We start from the raw sequence: 14,878 nt of genomic DNA on the forward strand, positions 1-14,878 counted from the left end.
ATGCGATCGAGACGTCACAGGGTCGGCGCAGTGAAGTAGTGGCGTCCGAGTGGATCGACGGTGTGCATCACCCCTTCGGGTAGCAGTTCGGTGCGCCAGAGTTTGCGCGTTTTGAGGTTGTGGTGGAGCCGGCAGCGCGGGCCGATGTTCGTCGGGATCGTCCAGCCACCTCGCTCCGGATTCTGTGGATCGAACTCGACGATATGGTCGAGGTCGCACCGGTCCGAAGGCACGTCGCATCCAGGATGAAGGCAGTACGGATGATCGGCGCGCACTCGCGCCGCGAGCGACCTACTGGGTTTGTAGGACAGTGCCCCCGGCGGCGGAAGCGTCATGCCTCCGTGTCCGTCGGGGTGTAGGGCGTGCACACCGAGAGGATTGCGCTCGACGATGCCCCGCCAGCGCTCGATCAGCGTCCCTCCTCCCGGTCGCGATCGCGCCGGTGGCTCATCGGGTGGTGCTGGCTCGTCGGGTGGTCCCGTGGCCGGTGGCGGTTGCCTGGTCGGCCGAGCCGGCCCCTGCGGCTCGGATTCCGAACTCGCGGTGGATGTCTCGTCCGCTGTGGCTGCGCCATCATTCGGCCGGGCGGTCGTGCTGGGCGGCTGCGTTGTCTCGGCCTCGGGAGCCTCGACGTCACCACGAGCGGTCAGGCACGCCGCGCACTGGCAGGCCACTGTCTCCCCGCGCATCAGTGCATTGTGCGCTTCGCCTCGTTGTTGATCGGGGGATCGAGGGTCCTCCGGGTGTAGGCGCGCGATCTCGGCGTCTATTCGTGAAATCTGTTCGTCGGCTTCGCCATCGGTCATCACCACGGTGAGGCTGGACAGCCCCCGCGCTCGTCTCCGAACCCGGATTCGCTTTTCTGTGCGCGCGGCACGGTCGCGCACGTTCCGGTCCCAATCCGGATCGGCTTCGAAGAGCAGTCGATCGATTTCGCGACCTAGAGCGCCCGGAGCCATTTCTCCAGCGGCTTTGAGAACCTCGGCCTCGATGGCGACGACTGTTTCCGGACGCGCATGAAGCAGATGGTCGTGGATCGTCTTGACCCGCTCTTTGTCGAGCGAGCCGTTGATGAAACTGTTCCGTACGAGGGGCCGCAGCTGACGCCACATCTGAAGCCTGTTGTGAACAGCGGCGAAGGTGGACGACATTGCCGCCGCCAGCTCGCAGATCGCCGAGCTGTAGAGGTCTTTCTCGGTCACTCCTGTGTCCCACGGCGAGGCGCACGCCGTTCGCCCGCGAACGTAGTCGTCCATGAGCGCCAGCTCCGACGCGACAGCAGCGTTGATCCGTCGGCGCGCGCCGAGGACGTCGGCGAGTGCAGAGTGGTCGTCGTCGATCCACGTCGACTCGCGTAACCCCATGTCACCCCCCAGCGACCAAGGGCCGAACACGTATTCGACCCATTGCCGAGAAGTGTAGAACCGACCACCGACAAGTTCTGCCGCCTTGGTCGAGGCACTCAGCGCGAGCGAACAGCCAAGGCGACATCGAGAGCCAGCAGGTGGTGATCGATGTCGATTTCCGCTCACGGAACAATGTTCGACGCACTGGGCACATGGCGGGAACGCATCCTCGGGACGTTGCGCGTACTGGCCGAGTCGATGGAGGACGGTGTGTCCTCGCAGTGACGACTCGGGCGAGCGGCAACGGCGCTAGGCTCGGCATCACGTGCAGGGCAACCCCGGAGGCGGCACAGTGAACACCTTCCAGAAATCGGCGGCGGCGTTCAACAGGGTTTTCATGGTCGTCATGAAGGCGCCGGTGCTAGACCGTGCGCTCGGGCGGTCGATGGGAATCGTGACCTACACCGGCCGAAAGTCCGGCAAGGAGTTCTCTCTTCCGGTGGCCTACAGGCGAACGGGCAATCACGTGAAAGTTGCTGTGGCTGTGCCGGACAAGAAGAGCTGGTGGAGAAATTTCGAGAACGACGGTGGTCGAGTCGACCTCGATCTCGGCGGCGTCCACCACTCCGGGCATGCCGTGGCCACTCGTGATGACCGTGGGCGGGTCACCGTGGACATCGTTTTGACCCGTTGAACACGCATCATGTCAACCCGTGTTGACAAAAGGGCAGCCGGATTCACCGTCGACGGGGTTCTTGCGGACGTCCGATCACAAGACGAGCGTGCACTGAAGTCACTCGGAATCGATCTGGACACCATCGTGTCGACGATCGACTCCGTGCTCGGCCCGTTCGCCGCATCGGCCAAGGAAGTGCTGAAGCTGTCTCTGAAGGAAGCCGTCGAACGACGGGACCGCGAGATAGGCGTCGAGCATGTCCTTCTCGGTCTCGTCCGCGGTGCCGATCCGACGTTCACCGAACTCGTGCAGCAGCATGGTTCGCTGCAGCAGTTGCGATCGATGGTCTCCCTCGTTCGGACGTCGTAGCCCTCAGCCGTCCACGACCCTACGATGGCGCCATGAACTTTTTGATTCGGCTCGTGATCAACGCCGTTGCCATCTGGGTCGCCAAGGAATTCGTCGATGGCATCACCGTCACCAGCTCGGGGCGCGGCGACGGCTGGGACATCGTGGTTCTGCTCGGTATCGCGGCGGTGTTGACGATCGTCAATGCGTTCATCAAGCCGATGGTGAAGCTGCTGTCGCTGCCGTTGCTGATTCTGACTCTCGGCTTGTTCACTCTCGTGATCAATGCGTTGATGCTCTTGTTGACGGGCTGGCTGTCGTCGCAGACCGGCTACGGGCTCGAGATCGTGGGGTTCGCCGCCGCATTCTGGGGCGCGATCATCATCTCGATCGTGAACTTTCTGCTCGGAGCGTTCGTTCCCGACAAGCGTTAGGCGAAGGCCAACGCCAGTCCGGTACTCGCTCCCCAGACGAGCATCGCCAAGCCCGAATCGCGCAGTGCGGGAATCAGTTCGAAGCCGTGCGCACCCTTGCGTACCGGGGAGTTGGCGCGGGCGGCGAACGGGAGGGCGAGCAGTCCGACGAGCGCCCATGGGGTGCGAGCGATCAGAACGACGGTCATCGCGAACGGCACCACCAGTAGCGCGAGATGCAGGTAGCGCGTGCGGGTATCGCCCAATCGTACTGCGAGCGTGAGCTTTCCGGATTCGGTGTCGGTGGGGATGTCGCGCAGATTGTTGGCGACCAGCACCGCGCTGGAGAACGATCCGACGGCTACCGCTGCCAGCACGCCTGCCCAGTCGATCTCCCCGGCCTGCACGAACTGAGTGCCGAGAACTGCCACGAGACCGAAGAACACGAACACGGCGATTTCGCCGAAACCGCTGTACCCGTACGGCTTCGAGCCGCCGGTGTAGTACCACGCACCGGCGATGCACACGAGTCCGACGACGACCAACCACCAGGCGCTGGTTGCGGCCAGTACCAGCCCCGCCACGGCACCGACGGCAAAGCATGCGATGGCGGCCTTCTTGACTGCGCCGGCGGAGGCGGCCTTGGAGCCGACCAGTCTCAGGGGTCCGACTCGATCGTCGTCGGTGCCGCGGATTCCGTCGGAGTAGTCGTTGGCGAAATTCACGCCGACGATCAGGGCCAACGAGACGATCAACGCCAGCAGTGCCTTCCACCACACGCCTGCGTCCAGCGACACGGCCGCACCGGTGCCGACGAGGACGGGGGCGATCGCATTCGGGAGCGTGCGCGGTCGCGCACCTTCGATCCATTGCGCAGTGGTGGCCATGAGCGACGATCTTTCCGTATCTGTCCGACGGGTGAGAACGCGGCCGGTCAGAACGGCAGGCGCGGCAACACCGGCAACGGTATGACGGGCATCTGGACACCGGGAATCTGTGGCAGTGGCACGGTGGGCGGCGGCGGCGGCGGAGGGGGCGGCGGGTAGTAGTGCGGCTGCTGGTATTGCACATAGGGCGCCGAATCGGCGACAGCGGGTGCAGGCGCGGTGGTCGTCGGCGGGGGCGGTGGGATATCGGGTGACGGTGACACCGTCGCAGAAGTAGTGCTGGTGGTGGCGGGTGTCATGGTCGACGGCGCAGCCTCACCGACGTTGGCAGGAGTGCTGGACGGCTGGTTCGCGTCGCTGGATCCGAGGGCGGTGAACAGCCCGATGGCAGCGATGACCCCTGCGATCGGCAGCGCGATCATGCCCAGCCGCGCCAACGCCGGACGGTGCGACACGAGAGGCGGCACGCGCGTCGCATCGATGTGAGTGGCATGTACCGCGGCACCACCGGCGACGACGAGTTCGGGTTTGTCCGGGACGATGACCGGCAGTTGCAGGAAGCGTTCGAGGGTGGACCGGACCAACGGGATGTTGGACGTGCCTCCGATGGCGACGACCGCGTCGGGATAGAACTCGGCCTCCAGGCCCAGTCGGCGCACCGTCTCGGCGGCTTCCTCTGTTGAGCGCGCGATGGACAACTCGAAGATGTGTCGCTCGAGGAGGATGTGCTCGCCATCGGGTGTGCTGGTGGTCAGGTGCGAGGAGAGCGCTTCCTTTATTCCGCGGCAGAAGGCGGTGAGCGCAGAGTCTTCGTCCCGTGATTGAGGCGCTCGCACGATGCCGAGACCGAGTATGTGCTCGCGGACCACCACGTCGAACGCGGCACCGCTCATGGCGGTGGTCCGCGTCGAACCGTAGGAGCGACCGGATTCGACGTCCACGATGTTCACGTCCACCCCGGAATCGCCCGCGTCGAACACTGCGATCGTCTTGAGGTGTGACGGCAGCCCAGGGCGGAGATATGCCAGTGCCGCGCCGGTCTCGTCGATGAGGTGGACGTCGGAGACGTACTCCTCGGCGAGCGCGTCGGAGATTTCGGTACGTTCTTCGGGGGAACGGCAGGCGACGCCGAGTGACTCGGGTGCGTCCGGAGTGTCGACGATGCCCCGAACGACCCGCGCTACGTCCTGCGCGGTGGGGGAGAGTTGCCAGTCGTCGAACCGGGGGCCGTCGGTCCATGCTCCGTCTTCGGTGGTCCGCGCCGTGCGAATGCCGCACGTACCCATGGACAGACCCACTGACGAACGCATCGCTTCTCTGGCCTCTCCATGTCTGTGACGGTGTTCAGGTCCACGGAACACGCCCTGCAAGGACGGGCGACGTGATCACTGTACCGTCTCATGGTTTGGTTAGAGGCTCAAAACAATCTGATGGCCAGTTCGATGAATCGAGTCGGCAGCCATCTCGCTCCCATCGCGTGCGTCCGCTGTCGTGCGAGGTCAGAGGGGGAGCGAAGTCTCCGTCAGGCCGACGCCACCGGTACCGCGCAACTTTCTGAACCATTCGGTTCCGAAGGCACTGGTGAGTTGCTCGATGGGCATTTTGAGAAACGGTCCGAAATCGCCGACCTGAGTTTCGTGTGCTTCCATCGCCGCCCGCTTCGCAGCGATGACGCTCGACACGTCGACCACCGTCGTGATCTCGGTTTCCGGCAGTCCGAACGTCTCCATGTCCGGCGGTGATGCCTCTTCGCCCCAGTGGGGGTTTGCCTCCATCAGTCGGCGCATGTGATCGCGATTGGTCGTGGTCTCGTACACGAAACGAGTCTCGGCGATCTCGGTGGCGCGCTTGCCGACGACGTGAACCTGGATGTGGTCCGGATGCCCGTAGCCACCGTTCGGGTCGTAGATGGTCACGACATCGGCCTGCTCCTCGAGCAACACGTCGGCCAGGCGTTGCGCTGCGGTGTCGACGTCGACGTTGCAGAACGCGTCCGGGTTGGAGTTCTCCGGAGTGCCCGCCATGCCGGAATCGGCGTAGTGCAACCGAACGATGCGGGAGACCCCGAGAGCGGCGGCCGAACGATCCAGCTCGACGCGTCGGCGCTGGGCCAACGATTCGCCGTCGGTGAGAATTCCGACGGGGTACTCGCCGAGAGCGCCGTCGGTGGCGGTGACCAGGACGACGCGATGGCCGGCATCTGCGGCGAGGCGCATCACTCCGCCGGTGCCGAACACTTCGTCGTCGGGATGTGCGTGGAAGCAGACCAGAACACTCATGCGTTGAATGCTTGCACGTCGAAGTGGGTGCGGCGCAGTCGGCGGGCCAATACGATCTGCGAGTGACCACACAGCGGTCGGCCTCGGTTCGTTCGTATTGGCAGGGTTCACGAGCGGATCGGTACTGTCGCGCATTGGATCCGGTCGGACTGTTGTTCGCCGTGGTGTTCTTTGCACTGTCGATGACCCCGTCCCTGTTGCCCCGCGTCTGGTATCTGCAGGCGGTCGCCACCGGAATCAGCGTTGCGATCGGATACGGCGTCGGATGTCTCGTTGCGTGGGTCATTCGACTCTGCGGGGTGTCGCCGGACTGGTCCGAGCAGTGGCGTCGACGCGGATGGTGGGCGTTGGCCGTTGTGGCGGCAGTGGTGATTCCGCTGTTTCTGATCCTGGGATCGTGGTGGCAGCAGATCGTGCGCAAACTCGTCGGCGTCGAGGATCCGGGTCGACCCCTCTACATCGCTGTGTTGGTGGTCTCGATCGTGGTTGCGGTGGCCGTCCTCGCACTGGCCCGTCTGCTGCGGAAGGCGACTCGGGCATTGACGAGATGGGGCAAGCAGTACGTTCCCCGGCCGGTCGCACGGATCGCCAGCGTGATCGTCGTAGCCCTCCTGGTGGTGTTCGCCGTCAACGGCGCTCTGATTCGCGGCATCGTGGCGGTCGCGGAGACGTCGGCCTCGGCTGCGGACCGCGGCAATCACGAGGGTGTGGAAAAGCCCACTGCGGCAGAGCTCTCGGGTTCGGACGCATCGAACGAGGAGTGGGAATCGCTGGGGCAGGAGGGTCGACGCTTCGTCGTCTCCGGAGCATCGCCCGACGAGATCAGTGACTTCACGGGAAGGCCCGCGGTGCAACCGATCCGCGCGTATGCCGGCGTCGAGTCCGCTGAGACCGTCGAGGGTGTGGCCGAGCGGGTGGTGGCCGAACTCGACCGCACCGGCGCATTCTCCCGCGCGGTACTCGGCGTCGCGACCACCACCGGACGGGGGTGGGTGAACGAGAACGTCGCTCGCCCTCTGGAATACCTGTACGACGGCAATTCGGCCATCGCGTCGATGCAGTACTCGTTCCTGCCGAGCCCGATGGCGTTTCTGGCCGACCGTCAGACTCCGCAGGATGCCGGGCGGGCCCTGTTCGAGGCGGTGTACGAGGTGTGGAGCGAACTCCCGGAGGACTCCCGGCCGAAGCTGGTGTTGTTCGGCGAAAGTCTCGGAGCCTACGGCGGGCAGGACGCGTTCAGCGGCGCGCAGGACATGATCGCGCGCATCGACGGTGCCCTGTGGGTCGGCAACCCGAATTTCACGCCTCAGTGGGCGCGCATCACTGCCGGACGCGACGCCGGTTCTCGCGAGATCCTGCCCGTGGTCGACGGCGGAGAGCACGTTCGCTTCGCGAGTTCGTCCGGGGACCTCGACATCGGCGGGCCATGGGAAGCGCCGCGGATCGTGTACTGGCAGCACGCATCCGACCCGATCGTGTGGTGGTCACCGGACCTGGTGCTCAATCGCCCCGACTGGCTACGTGAACCCCGAGGGGCCGACGTCGATCCAGGAGTGCAGTGGTTCCCGTTCGTGACCTTCTGGCAGTTGACGTTCGATCAGGTCTTCTCCACGAACGTCGACGACGGCCACGGCCACAGCTACGGAGCCGACTCGGTGAACATGTGGGCCGACATCCTCGAGCCGCCGGGCTGGACAGACGCGGACGTGGAACGGTTGTACGAGAAGATGGCGGGCTGAGGCGATCCCGGTCTGCCGCAAACGCGCGCGCGTTTGCCAAAGCGGCGCGACCTCGCTATCTATTCCGCTCGCGTCTGACGAATGCGCGCGCGTTTGTTCGTGAGACGGTGAGCTATGGAAACTTTTTCGGCCGGTCGTCGACTCGAAGAAGACAGTGATCTGGCAACTGTTCTCGAGCTCGAGCGGGAAATGCAAACGTCGGATTGTCGACGCGACAACGAGCGACTCGCAGGCTTGCTCGCCGACGACTTCGCCGAAGTCGGAGCCTCGGGCGCGGTGTGGGACAAGCCGTCGATACTCGACCTGCTCGGCCGCGAAAAACCCATGGAGATCGAGGTACTAGAGCTCGATGGACGATGGCTCAGCTCGGAGTTTGTTCTGGTGCAGTGGATTTCGAGAACTGTGGACATCCTGGCGCGTCGAACATCGCTGTGGCGTCGCATCGAATCGGGATGGGAACTGGTGCACCATCAAGGCACGCCGCTGAGGTGACCGTCCGCAAACGCGCGCGCGTTTGCCAAAGCGGCGCGACCTCGCTATCTATTCCGCTCGCGTCTGACGAATGCGCGCGCGTTTGCGCCGAACCGACGGGGACCGCAGCGCCGAACCGACGGGGACCGCAGCGCCGAACCAGGTCCGCAGCGCCGAACGGGCACCGCTCAGCGCTTCCCCAGTATCGCCCGCAATCGCGCTCGATCAAGTTTTCCCGGACCTCGGGTGGGCAGGGAGTCGAGTAGGAACAACTCTCGGGGTGCCGCCGTGATGTCCAGCGAGGCCGCAACGTGGGTGCGCAACTCCGCCAACGTCACCGGAGTCGAGGCGACAACCGCGACCACCACCTTCTGCCCCAGTCGCTCGTCGGGCAATCCCACGACGGCGCACTCACGGACTGCGGGGTGCGTTGCCAGCGCAGCTTCGACAACCTGCGGTACGACGGTCAGTCCGCCGGTCGAGATGGCCTCGTCGAGTCGTCCCGAAATGCTCAGCACCCCGTCGACGACGGCTCCGGCGTCGTCGGTGCGGAACCAGCCCGGTTCGGCGAATGCCGGGTGGTCGGGCAGCCCGCGGTATCCCGAGGCCAGGGTTCTGCCGCCCAACACGACCCGGCCGTCGTCGATGCGAATTACCGTGTCGCGCAGTGGAACTCCGTCGTACACGCAGCCGCCGGCCGTTTCGCTCATTCCGTACGTTCGCACCAACCGGATTCCCGCGTCACGTGCCCTCTCTCGCAACGGAATCGGCGTCGCGGCCCCGCCGAGCAACACCGCGTCCAGTGAGGCCAGAGCAGCGACCGCCTCGGGGATCTCGAATGCCTTCACCAACTGCCCGGGTACCAATGACGTGTAGCGCAGGGGGCCGGACATCGTGCCCACCGCGTCGATCAGAGCGATGGGGTCGAAGCCGTCGGACACGTCCATGACGACGGGCGAGGTTCCGGCGAGCACGCTGCGCAGCAGCACCTGCATTCCGGCGACGTGGTGCGCGGGCAACGCCAGCAGCCACGACCCGGGTCCACCGAGTCGCTCCTCGGTGCCCGTCGCAGACGCCACCAGCGCAGGCGCGGAGAGCATGGCACCTTTGGGGACACCCGTCGTTCCGGAGGTCGCGACCACCAGTGCTATGCCGTCGTCGATCGGGGTTCCCGGTGCCAAGGCGTCGTGCAGGCGCTCGGTCTCGCGCGGGTCGTTCGCGGGTACGGGCAGCAGAGCCGGGCCGTCGCCGGCGAGCATGCGGCTCAGCCGCGGCATGATGTCTGCCGCGGCGGGTCCCGGTGGAATGGATACGCTCTCGAGCACGGACTCGAGGCTAGTCCCCGGGCTCGATCGCGGACTGGTGGACCTACTGCGCCCGCGGTCGTCACCCGACATCGAGTCACTGTGGAACAGTGGAACATCGTGAAGGGATCGGGAATGGACGACGCGGTGTGGGCAGCTCTGTCGTACTTCGATTCCGTCGATCCTGCGCTCGCCGCCGACGCGCGTCTGGGGTGGGACGGTCTGGTCGAGGTGTCTCCGCCCGCGGGCCCGACCCAACATTCCGTGCAGACCTACCTCTGGGTCCATCTGCGCCACGTCGCCGAGGGGCCCGATCGCGCGGTAGACATCGCCCGTGCACTCGGCGAACTTCTCGAACGGCTCGGACGCGTCGGATACGCGGAGATCGCTCGAAGCGCCGTCACCGCGGAACTCGTACGGATACCGGACGACGCCGCGTGGCTGCAGCACTATCGCGCCGCCACCGAAGAATCGGGCATCGGTGCCGTCGACACCGAGCTCGTCAGCTGGCAGGACGCCCCGACCGGGGTCGAGCGCGCCATCGTCGAAAAGATCGGCGAGACACTGGAAGTGGCGACCATCGCCGGCGAGTTCGAGCCGTCGAAGCCCGGTGGTCGCCCGCTCGGTGTCAATGCGCAGGCCATGCGTCGACGCGGCGTCACCGACGCGGTACTGACATCCGATCGAGGCAGGGACGACTCGGAAGCGGTGCTGCTCGAACAGCTTCTCGACCACCGCATCGAATTGTGGAGCAGCTACAGCAGTCCGCGGGCCGAGCTCTACCTGGGGCTACGCGAGGCGTTGCACGAGGCCGTGAATCCCGTGTACGGCTGTGTGCGCAGACTCGAGAGCTTCATCGGATGCATCGGGGACGGTGTCACGTTGACCGATGCCGGGTATTTACCGGACGAGCTGGTGGCGAGTATCGCCAACACGGTCTTTCCCCCGGCCGAGCGTCCCTCGTATGTCGGTCGCGAACTCGACACCGAGAAGATACTGACTGTCCGACGCCTCCTGATGAGAGTGCGTCTGCTGCGCCGTTCCGCCGGGCGGTTGGTGCCGACCACCCGAACTCGGCAACTCAGCTCCGACGGGCTCTGGCGGGTGCTCACCGGAAGCATCGTCGGCACCGAATATCACCCCGACACGATTGCGGCGGAGGTGGTTCTGGCCCGGATGATCGTCGGTCACGATGTCGCCGACGCGGAATCGACGGCCGACGACCTGGCGCGGCTGCTGCGGGCCGAAGGATGGACGCATGCCGGAGAGGAGCCTGCGCCCGAGCACGCCGAGCCGTTGGCCCGGACGCTGGTGGCCGAGCTGAGCGCGCTCGGAGCGTTCGAGTCGGAACCGAACCGCGCGTCGGCGACGGAGGTGTCCGGTGCCGTTGCGACCGAGGAGGGCAAGCGGCTCGCCGCTGCGGTGCTGCGGCATCGGCTTCTGCACACGCGCTATCCGTCGGTATGACCGCGCCGAGACGTGCTATCGGTCGAAACCGAGGATCCGGCACGGTTAAGCTCACCTGGAACCGGTTCCAGCACGGGCCCGGCCGTTCGTGGCGAGGAGATACAGGTGGACGGTGAGGTCGTGGACACCGCGCGCTCCCAGTCTCGCCGTCAGAGTGACTCCGCTCGTCGATACCTCGATGTCGAGGCGACCACGCCTGCCCTGCGCTCCACGGTCGAATTCGCCGCACGCAGCGTCGGATTCGCCATCGCCCAACTCAACGTGCTCGACGAGGACACCCAGTACACGCTGGTCAACGTCGGTGGGCCGCCGATGTCCACCGTCGTGCGAGCCGACACCCTGTGCGACGACGTGGTGCGCTCCGGTGAGCCCGCGGTCGTGGCGCACGGTCGCATCCGCGCCACCACTCGGCAGCGTGCCATGCTCGACGACAACGGCATCGCGTCGTACGCGTCGGTTCCGCTGCGCGGGCGAGAGGGGCTGGTCATCGGCACCCTGTGCCTACTCGATCGCACGCCCCGCCCACTCTCGGGCGAGCAGATGCAGGAACTCGAACAGTTCGCGTCCGTTCTCGAGGAGCAACTCGACCTGCATCGCCGCGTCGGATCGGGCGTCACCAGGCTGGGCAGGGACAACGACATCGCCGACTCCATCGCCGACGGTCACATCGTGCCCTGGTTCCAGTCCATCGTGGATCTGCGGACCGAGGAGATCGTCGGCTTCGAGGCGCTGGCGCGTTGGCACCATCCCACCCGCGGGATGGTGGTGCCGGCGGACTTCGTCCCGTTCGCCGAAGCCAGCGAACTGATCATCGACGTCGACCTCAGTGTGCTGACGCAGGCCGCGGCCGAAATGAAGAAGTGGCACATCCATCGTCCGGAGCTGCGGCTGACCGTCAACATTTCGGGACGCCACCTCGCGCATCCCGACGGCGTCAGTCAGCTCCAGCGTGCCATCGCGTCCTCCGGGGTGTCGCCGTCGTCGATCTCGCTCGAGCTCACCGAAACCACTGCTGTGACGCCGGGTCCGCTGCTGCGTCGGCACATCGACGACGTACATCGGCTGGGCTTTCGGGTCTTGCTGGACGACTTCGGTTCGGGCTGGTCCTCACTCGAACGACTGGTGACGCTGCAGCCCGACGGCATCAAGATCGACGGGCATCTGACCCGGTTCATCGACACCGTGGCCGGACGGGCGATGATCAGGTCGCTGGCCGGAGTGGCGAAGGACCTCGATCTGACGATGATCGTCGAAGGCATCGAGAACCGCGAACAAGCCGACGCTGCGCTCGAGCTGGGCTGCACCCTTGCACAGGGCTACCTGTGGTCGCGTCCTCAGTCGGCGACAGCGGTGCTACGCACGATCGCCGACAGCTCGAAGGACAGCTAGCGGTTGTCCCGTCGCAGCGGATGATCCTGCGGGATCTGCACCAGCACGATGGGAATCGAATCCGGATCCTCGATCCACATCTCGATCAGACCCCACGGCTCCGTCCTGGCCTCGCGCACGATTCCGATGCCGGCGGCCGTCAATTCCTCGGTAGCAGAACCGATGTCGCGCACCTGCAACCACAGTGCACCGGAGAACGAACCCGGCCCGTCGCCGCGATGGTGCGCCGCGACCTCCAGCAGACCCTGGCCCGCGAAGAACACCGTGCCGCCGGGATACTCCCGGCACACCGCGAGCGAGAGACCGTCACGATAGAACGCAAGAGTCTTCTCGTAGTCGGCCGGGCGGAGAATCGTCCTGGAAGCAAGGATGTCCACCCCGCATGGATACCACGCTGCCCAAGGGTCGTTCCGCAGGCTCCACTCCTGCCACCCGGTCGTTCCGCAGGCTCCACTCCTGCCACAGGGTCGTTCCGCAGGCTCCACTCCTGCCACCCGGTCGTTCCGCAGGCTCCACTCCTGCCACCTCTCACAGTTCGGTCGTCGCGATTCGGTTACCGCCCGCGGCCTTCGCCTCGTACATCATCGAGTCCGCCACTCGCGTTGCTCGCGTGACGAGGTCGATGTCGGTGTTCTCGGCCCACGCCGGTGAATCCGCGAGCACGATCGCAGCTCCCACACTGACCGTCACCGCGACGGTGTCCTCGGGATCACGCAACGCTCGTCGTACCCCGTGCACCAGCGCATCGATGTGCAGTCGTGAGGTGGACACCACGGCTACGTACTCTTCTCCGCCGGTGCGGCCGATCACCCCGTACTGGCCCATGTGCGCGCGAAGACGGTCGGCGACACGTCGGATCACCGCGTCGCCTTCCTCGTGCCCGTAGAGATCGTTGACCGATTTGAAGCGATCGATGTCGATCATGACCGCCGCCGAGCATCGATCCTTCTCTCGTCCCCGAGGCCACACGTCGCCGATGGCCGCGTCGAGACCGCGCCGATTGAGCAGGCCGGTGAGTGGATCGAGGAAGGAGCTGCGGGCATCGTCGGTCAGCAGGGTGATCAGCAGGTGCGAGACGAGTGGAACTCCGGCGATCGCGAGCAGCACGACGTTCGTCCGGAAGATCACCGATGCGGTGTCCACCCCGCCGCTGGAGTACGTGGCCGCCGCGGCAACGACAGTGCAGGCCACCGCGAACATCAGGTGCGCCACCAGCCAGCGCGGACTGACGCAGAACGTGCAGAACGTCCCGATCATGGCAAACAGCGCGCACGTCAGGAGTGCGTCGACGAGCGGGTTGATAAGCAGCGACGACGCCGTGCCCAGGTCCGCGAAGACGGCGAATGCCACCACACCGAGGCGGCCGGGAAACGGTCTCGTGATCCATGCCGCGCTGACGGCCACGACCGAGACGACCAGGCAGGCTTTCCAGGCGACAGCGACCGGACTGCGTGAGGCATCCGCAGAGAACAGCGACACCATAGCCAGCACGCCGTAATTGAGCGTCAGGCAGGCCATCACCCACCGGATGAGCTTTCCGGCGGGACGGGAGTTCAGGAAGTCCGCCATCCAGCGGTAGTCGAAGGGCTCGGTGAACCAGGCCCGCATCGCACCCGCGGGACCGCCGGTGCGATGCGACGTCGAATTCACCAGTGGATCAGAAGTATCGGGGGAACGGCGACCAGTCGGGCTCGCGCTTGTCGAGGAACGCGTCGCGCCCCTCCACGGCCTCGTCGGTCATGTAGGCCAACCGGGTCGCTTCACCGGCGAACAGCTGCTGGCCGACCAGGCCGTCGTCCTGCAGGTTGAAGGCGTACTTCAGCATTCGTTGTGCCTGAGGCGATTTCGCGTTGATCTTCGCAGCCCACTCGATGGCCGTGTTCTCCAGCTCCGCGTGATCGACCACCTTGTTCACTGCGCCCATGCGGTGCATCTCCTCGGCCGAGTAGGTCTCGCCGAGGAAGAATATCTCGCGGGCGAACTTCTGACCGACCATCTTCGCCAGATACGCACTGCCGTATCCACCGTCGAAGCTGCCGACGTCTGCATCGGTCTGCTTGAACCGCGCATGCTCGCGACTGGCGAGCGTCAGATCGCACACCACGTGCAGGCTGTGGCCGCCGCCCGCTGCCCAGCCGTTGACGAGGCAGATGACGACCTTCGGCATGAACCGAATGAGTCGTTGCACCTCGAGGATGTGCAGGCGGCCTGCACGGGCCTTGTCGACGGTGTCGGCCGTTTCACCCTCTGCGTACTGGTAGCCGCTGCGTCCGCGAATGCGCTGATCGCCGCCGGAGCAGAAGGCCCAGCCGCCGTCCTTGCTGCTCGGTCCATTTCCGGTGAGCAGCACCGTGCCCACGTCGGAGCTCACCCGCGCGTGCTCGAGGGCGCGGTAGAGCTCGTCGACGGTGTGCGGCCGAAAAGCATTGCGAATCTCGGGACGATCGAACGCAACTCGCACGGTCGCGTCGGACACGTGACGGTGATAGGTGATGTCGGTCAGATCTTCGAAGCCGGGAACGGGACGCCACAGTGCAGGAGTGAAGGTCACGTACGCCA

Annotated in this window: 15 protein-coding genes; 7 read left to right on the forward strand and 8 right to left on the reverse strand. The window is 65.6% G+C overall.

Features of this window, described 5'->3' with window-relative positions:
• Window positions 1-14: 14 nt before the first annotated feature.
• Window positions 15-1,364, reverse strand: a complete 1,350-nt coding sequence (locus tag AABD04_RS05000; protein ID WP_341440438.1) for an HNH endonuclease signature motif containing protein — start codon at window positions 1,362-1,364, stop codon at window positions 15-17.
• A 334-nt stretch (window positions 1,365-1,698) separates the two neighbouring features.
• Here AABD04_RS05000 and AABD04_RS05005 point away from each other — a divergent pair, with 334 nt between their 5' ends.
• Genes AABD04_RS05005 through AABD04_RS05015 form a run of 3 tightly spaced genes read left to right on the forward strand, consistent with a single transcriptional unit; the run spans window position 1,699 to window position 2,804 of the window.
• On the forward strand, window positions 1,699-2,040 hold the full coding sequence (locus AABD04_RS05005) for a nitroreductase/quinone reductase family protein (protein ID WP_243608495.1): 342 nt from the start codon (window positions 1,699-1,701) through the stop codon (window positions 2,038-2,040).
• Between the two features lie 9 nt (window positions 2,041-2,049).
• The gene (locus AABD04_RS05010; RefSeq protein WP_341440439.1) at window positions 2,050-2,391 is read left to right on the forward strand and encodes a Clp protease N-terminal domain-containing protein; all 342 of its coding nucleotides are present in this window, start codon (window positions 2,050-2,052) and stop codon (window positions 2,389-2,391) included.
• A 32-nt stretch (window positions 2,392-2,423) separates the two neighbouring features.
• On the forward strand, window positions 2,424-2,804 hold the full coding sequence (locus AABD04_RS05015; protein WP_032380413.1) for a phage holin family protein: 381 nt from the start codon (window positions 2,424-2,426) through the stop codon (window positions 2,802-2,804).
• On the opposite strand, the gene AABD04_RS05020 is transcribed toward AABD04_RS05015, so the two are convergent.
• From AABD04_RS05020 to AABD04_RS05030, 3 genes are all read right to left on the reverse strand, one after another.
• On the reverse strand, window positions 2,801-3,670 hold the full coding sequence (locus AABD04_RS05020) for a 1,4-dihydroxy-2-naphthoate polyprenyltransferase (protein WP_341440440.1): 870 nt from the start codon (window positions 3,668-3,670) through the stop codon (window positions 2,801-2,803). The two genes, AABD04_RS05015 and AABD04_RS05020, sit on opposite strands and share 4 nt — an antisense overlap.
• Before the next feature lie 47 nt (window positions 3,671-3,717).
• On the reverse strand, window positions 3,718-4,980 hold the full coding sequence (locus AABD04_RS05025) for an Hsp70 family protein (protein WP_341440441.1): 1,263 nt from the start codon (window positions 4,978-4,980) through the stop codon (window positions 3,718-3,720).
• A 189-nt stretch (window positions 4,981-5,169) separates the two neighbouring features.
• Window positions 5,170-5,949, reverse strand: a complete 780-nt coding sequence (locus AABD04_RS05030) for a PIG-L family deacetylase (protein ID WP_341440442.1) — start codon at window positions 5,947-5,949, stop codon at window positions 5,170-5,172.
• 62 nt (window positions 5,950-6,011) lie between these two features.
• On the opposite strand from AABD04_RS05030, the gene AABD04_RS05035 reads away from it, so the two are divergent.
• On the forward strand, window positions 6,012-7,688 hold the full coding sequence (locus tag AABD04_RS05035) for an alpha/beta hydrolase (RefSeq protein WP_341440443.1): 1,677 nt from the start codon (window positions 6,012-6,014) through the stop codon (window positions 7,686-7,688).
• 114 nt (window positions 7,689-7,802) lie between these two features.
• The gene (locus AABD04_RS05040) at window positions 7,803-8,180 is read left to right on the forward strand and encodes a nuclear transport factor 2 family protein (protein ID WP_341440444.1); all 378 of its coding nucleotides are present in this window, start codon (window positions 7,803-7,805) and stop codon (window positions 8,178-8,180) included.
• A 167-nt stretch (window positions 8,181-8,347) separates the two neighbouring features.
• On the opposite strand, the gene menE is transcribed toward AABD04_RS05040, so the two are convergent.
• Window positions 8,348-9,436: an o-succinylbenzoate--CoA ligase gene (gene menE, locus AABD04_RS05045; RefSeq protein ID WP_341442957.1), complete on the reverse strand. Its 1,089-nt coding sequence runs from the start codon at window positions 9,434-9,436 to the stop codon at window positions 8,348-8,350.
• Window positions 9,437-9,583: 147 nt separating this feature from the next.
• Here menE and AABD04_RS05050 point away from each other — a divergent pair, with 147 nt between their 5' ends.
• Together AABD04_RS05050 and AABD04_RS05055 are read left to right on the forward strand one after the other, a co-directional pair.
• Complete coding sequence (locus AABD04_RS05050; RefSeq protein ID WP_341440445.1) at window positions 9,584-10,930, forward strand: hypothetical protein; 1,347 nt, start codon at window positions 9,584-9,586, stop codon at window positions 10,928-10,930.
• Between the two features lie 105 nt (window positions 10,931-11,035).
• On the forward strand, window positions 11,036-12,319 hold the full coding sequence (locus AABD04_RS05055; RefSeq protein WP_341440446.1) for a sensor domain-containing phosphodiesterase: 1,284 nt from the start codon (window positions 11,036-11,038) through the stop codon (window positions 12,317-12,319).
• Here the strand turns inward: AABD04_RS05055 and AABD04_RS05060 are convergent.
• The 3 genes from AABD04_RS05060 to AABD04_RS05070 form a co-directional block, all read right to left on the reverse strand.
• A complete protein-coding gene (locus AABD04_RS05060) occupies window positions 12,316-12,696 on the reverse strand; it encodes a VOC family protein (protein ID WP_341440447.1) in 381 nt (126 codons plus the stop codon). The genes AABD04_RS05055 and AABD04_RS05060 overlap by 4 nt on opposite strands.
• Window positions 12,697-12,847: 151 nt before the next feature.
• Entirely contained in the window at window positions 12,848-13,969 is a 1,122-nt protein-coding gene (locus AABD04_RS05065; RefSeq protein ID WP_341440448.1) for a GGDEF domain-containing protein, read from the reverse strand.
• Between the two features lie 7 nt (window positions 13,970-13,976).
• Window positions 13,977-14,870, reverse strand: coding sequence for a 1,4-dihydroxy-2-naphthoyl-CoA synthase (locus AABD04_RS05070; RefSeq protein WP_243608486.1), 894 nt, complete (start codon window positions 14,868-14,870; stop codon window positions 13,977-13,979).
• Window positions 14,871-14,878: the final 8 nt, after the last annotated feature.

This window comes from Rhodococcoides navarretei, assembly GCF_038069675.1.
GTDB classification, from domain to species: domain Bacteria; phylum Actinomycetota; class Actinomycetes; order Mycobacteriales; family Mycobacteriaceae; genus Rhodococcoides; species Rhodococcoides navarretei.

Excerpts from the sequence above, each read along its gene's own strand:
- AABD04_RS05000 (WP_341440438.1), bottom strand. The coding sequence starts at position 1,364 with ATGGGGTTACGCGAGTCGACGTGGATCGACGACGACCACTCTGCACTC.
- AABD04_RS05010 (WP_341440439.1), top strand. The coding sequence starts at position 2,050 with ATGTCAACCCGTGTTGACAAAAGGGCAGCCGGATTCACCGTCGACGGG.
- AABD04_RS05015 (WP_032380413.1), top strand. The coding sequence starts at position 2,424 with ATGAACTTTTTGATTCGGCTCGTGATCAACGCCGTTGCCATCTGGGTC.
- AABD04_RS05020 (WP_341440440.1), bottom strand. The coding sequence starts at position 3,670 with ATGGCCACCACTGCGCAATGGATCGAAGGTGCGCGACCGCGCACGCTC.
- AABD04_RS05025 (WP_341440441.1), bottom strand. The coding sequence starts at position 4,980 with ATGCGTTCGTCAGTGGGTCTGTCCATGGGTACGTGCGGCATTCGCACG.
- AABD04_RS05030 (WP_341440442.1), bottom strand. The coding sequence starts at position 5,949 with ATGAGTGTTCTGGTCTGCTTCCACGCACATCCCGACGACGAAGTGTTC.
- AABD04_RS05040 (WP_341440444.1), top strand. The coding sequence starts at position 7,803 with ATGGAAACTTTTTCGGCCGGTCGTCGACTCGAAGAAGACAGTGATCTG.
- menE (WP_341442957.1), bottom strand. The coding sequence starts at position 9,436 with ATGCCGCGGCTGAGCCGCATGCTCGCCGGCGACGGCCCGGCTCTGCTG.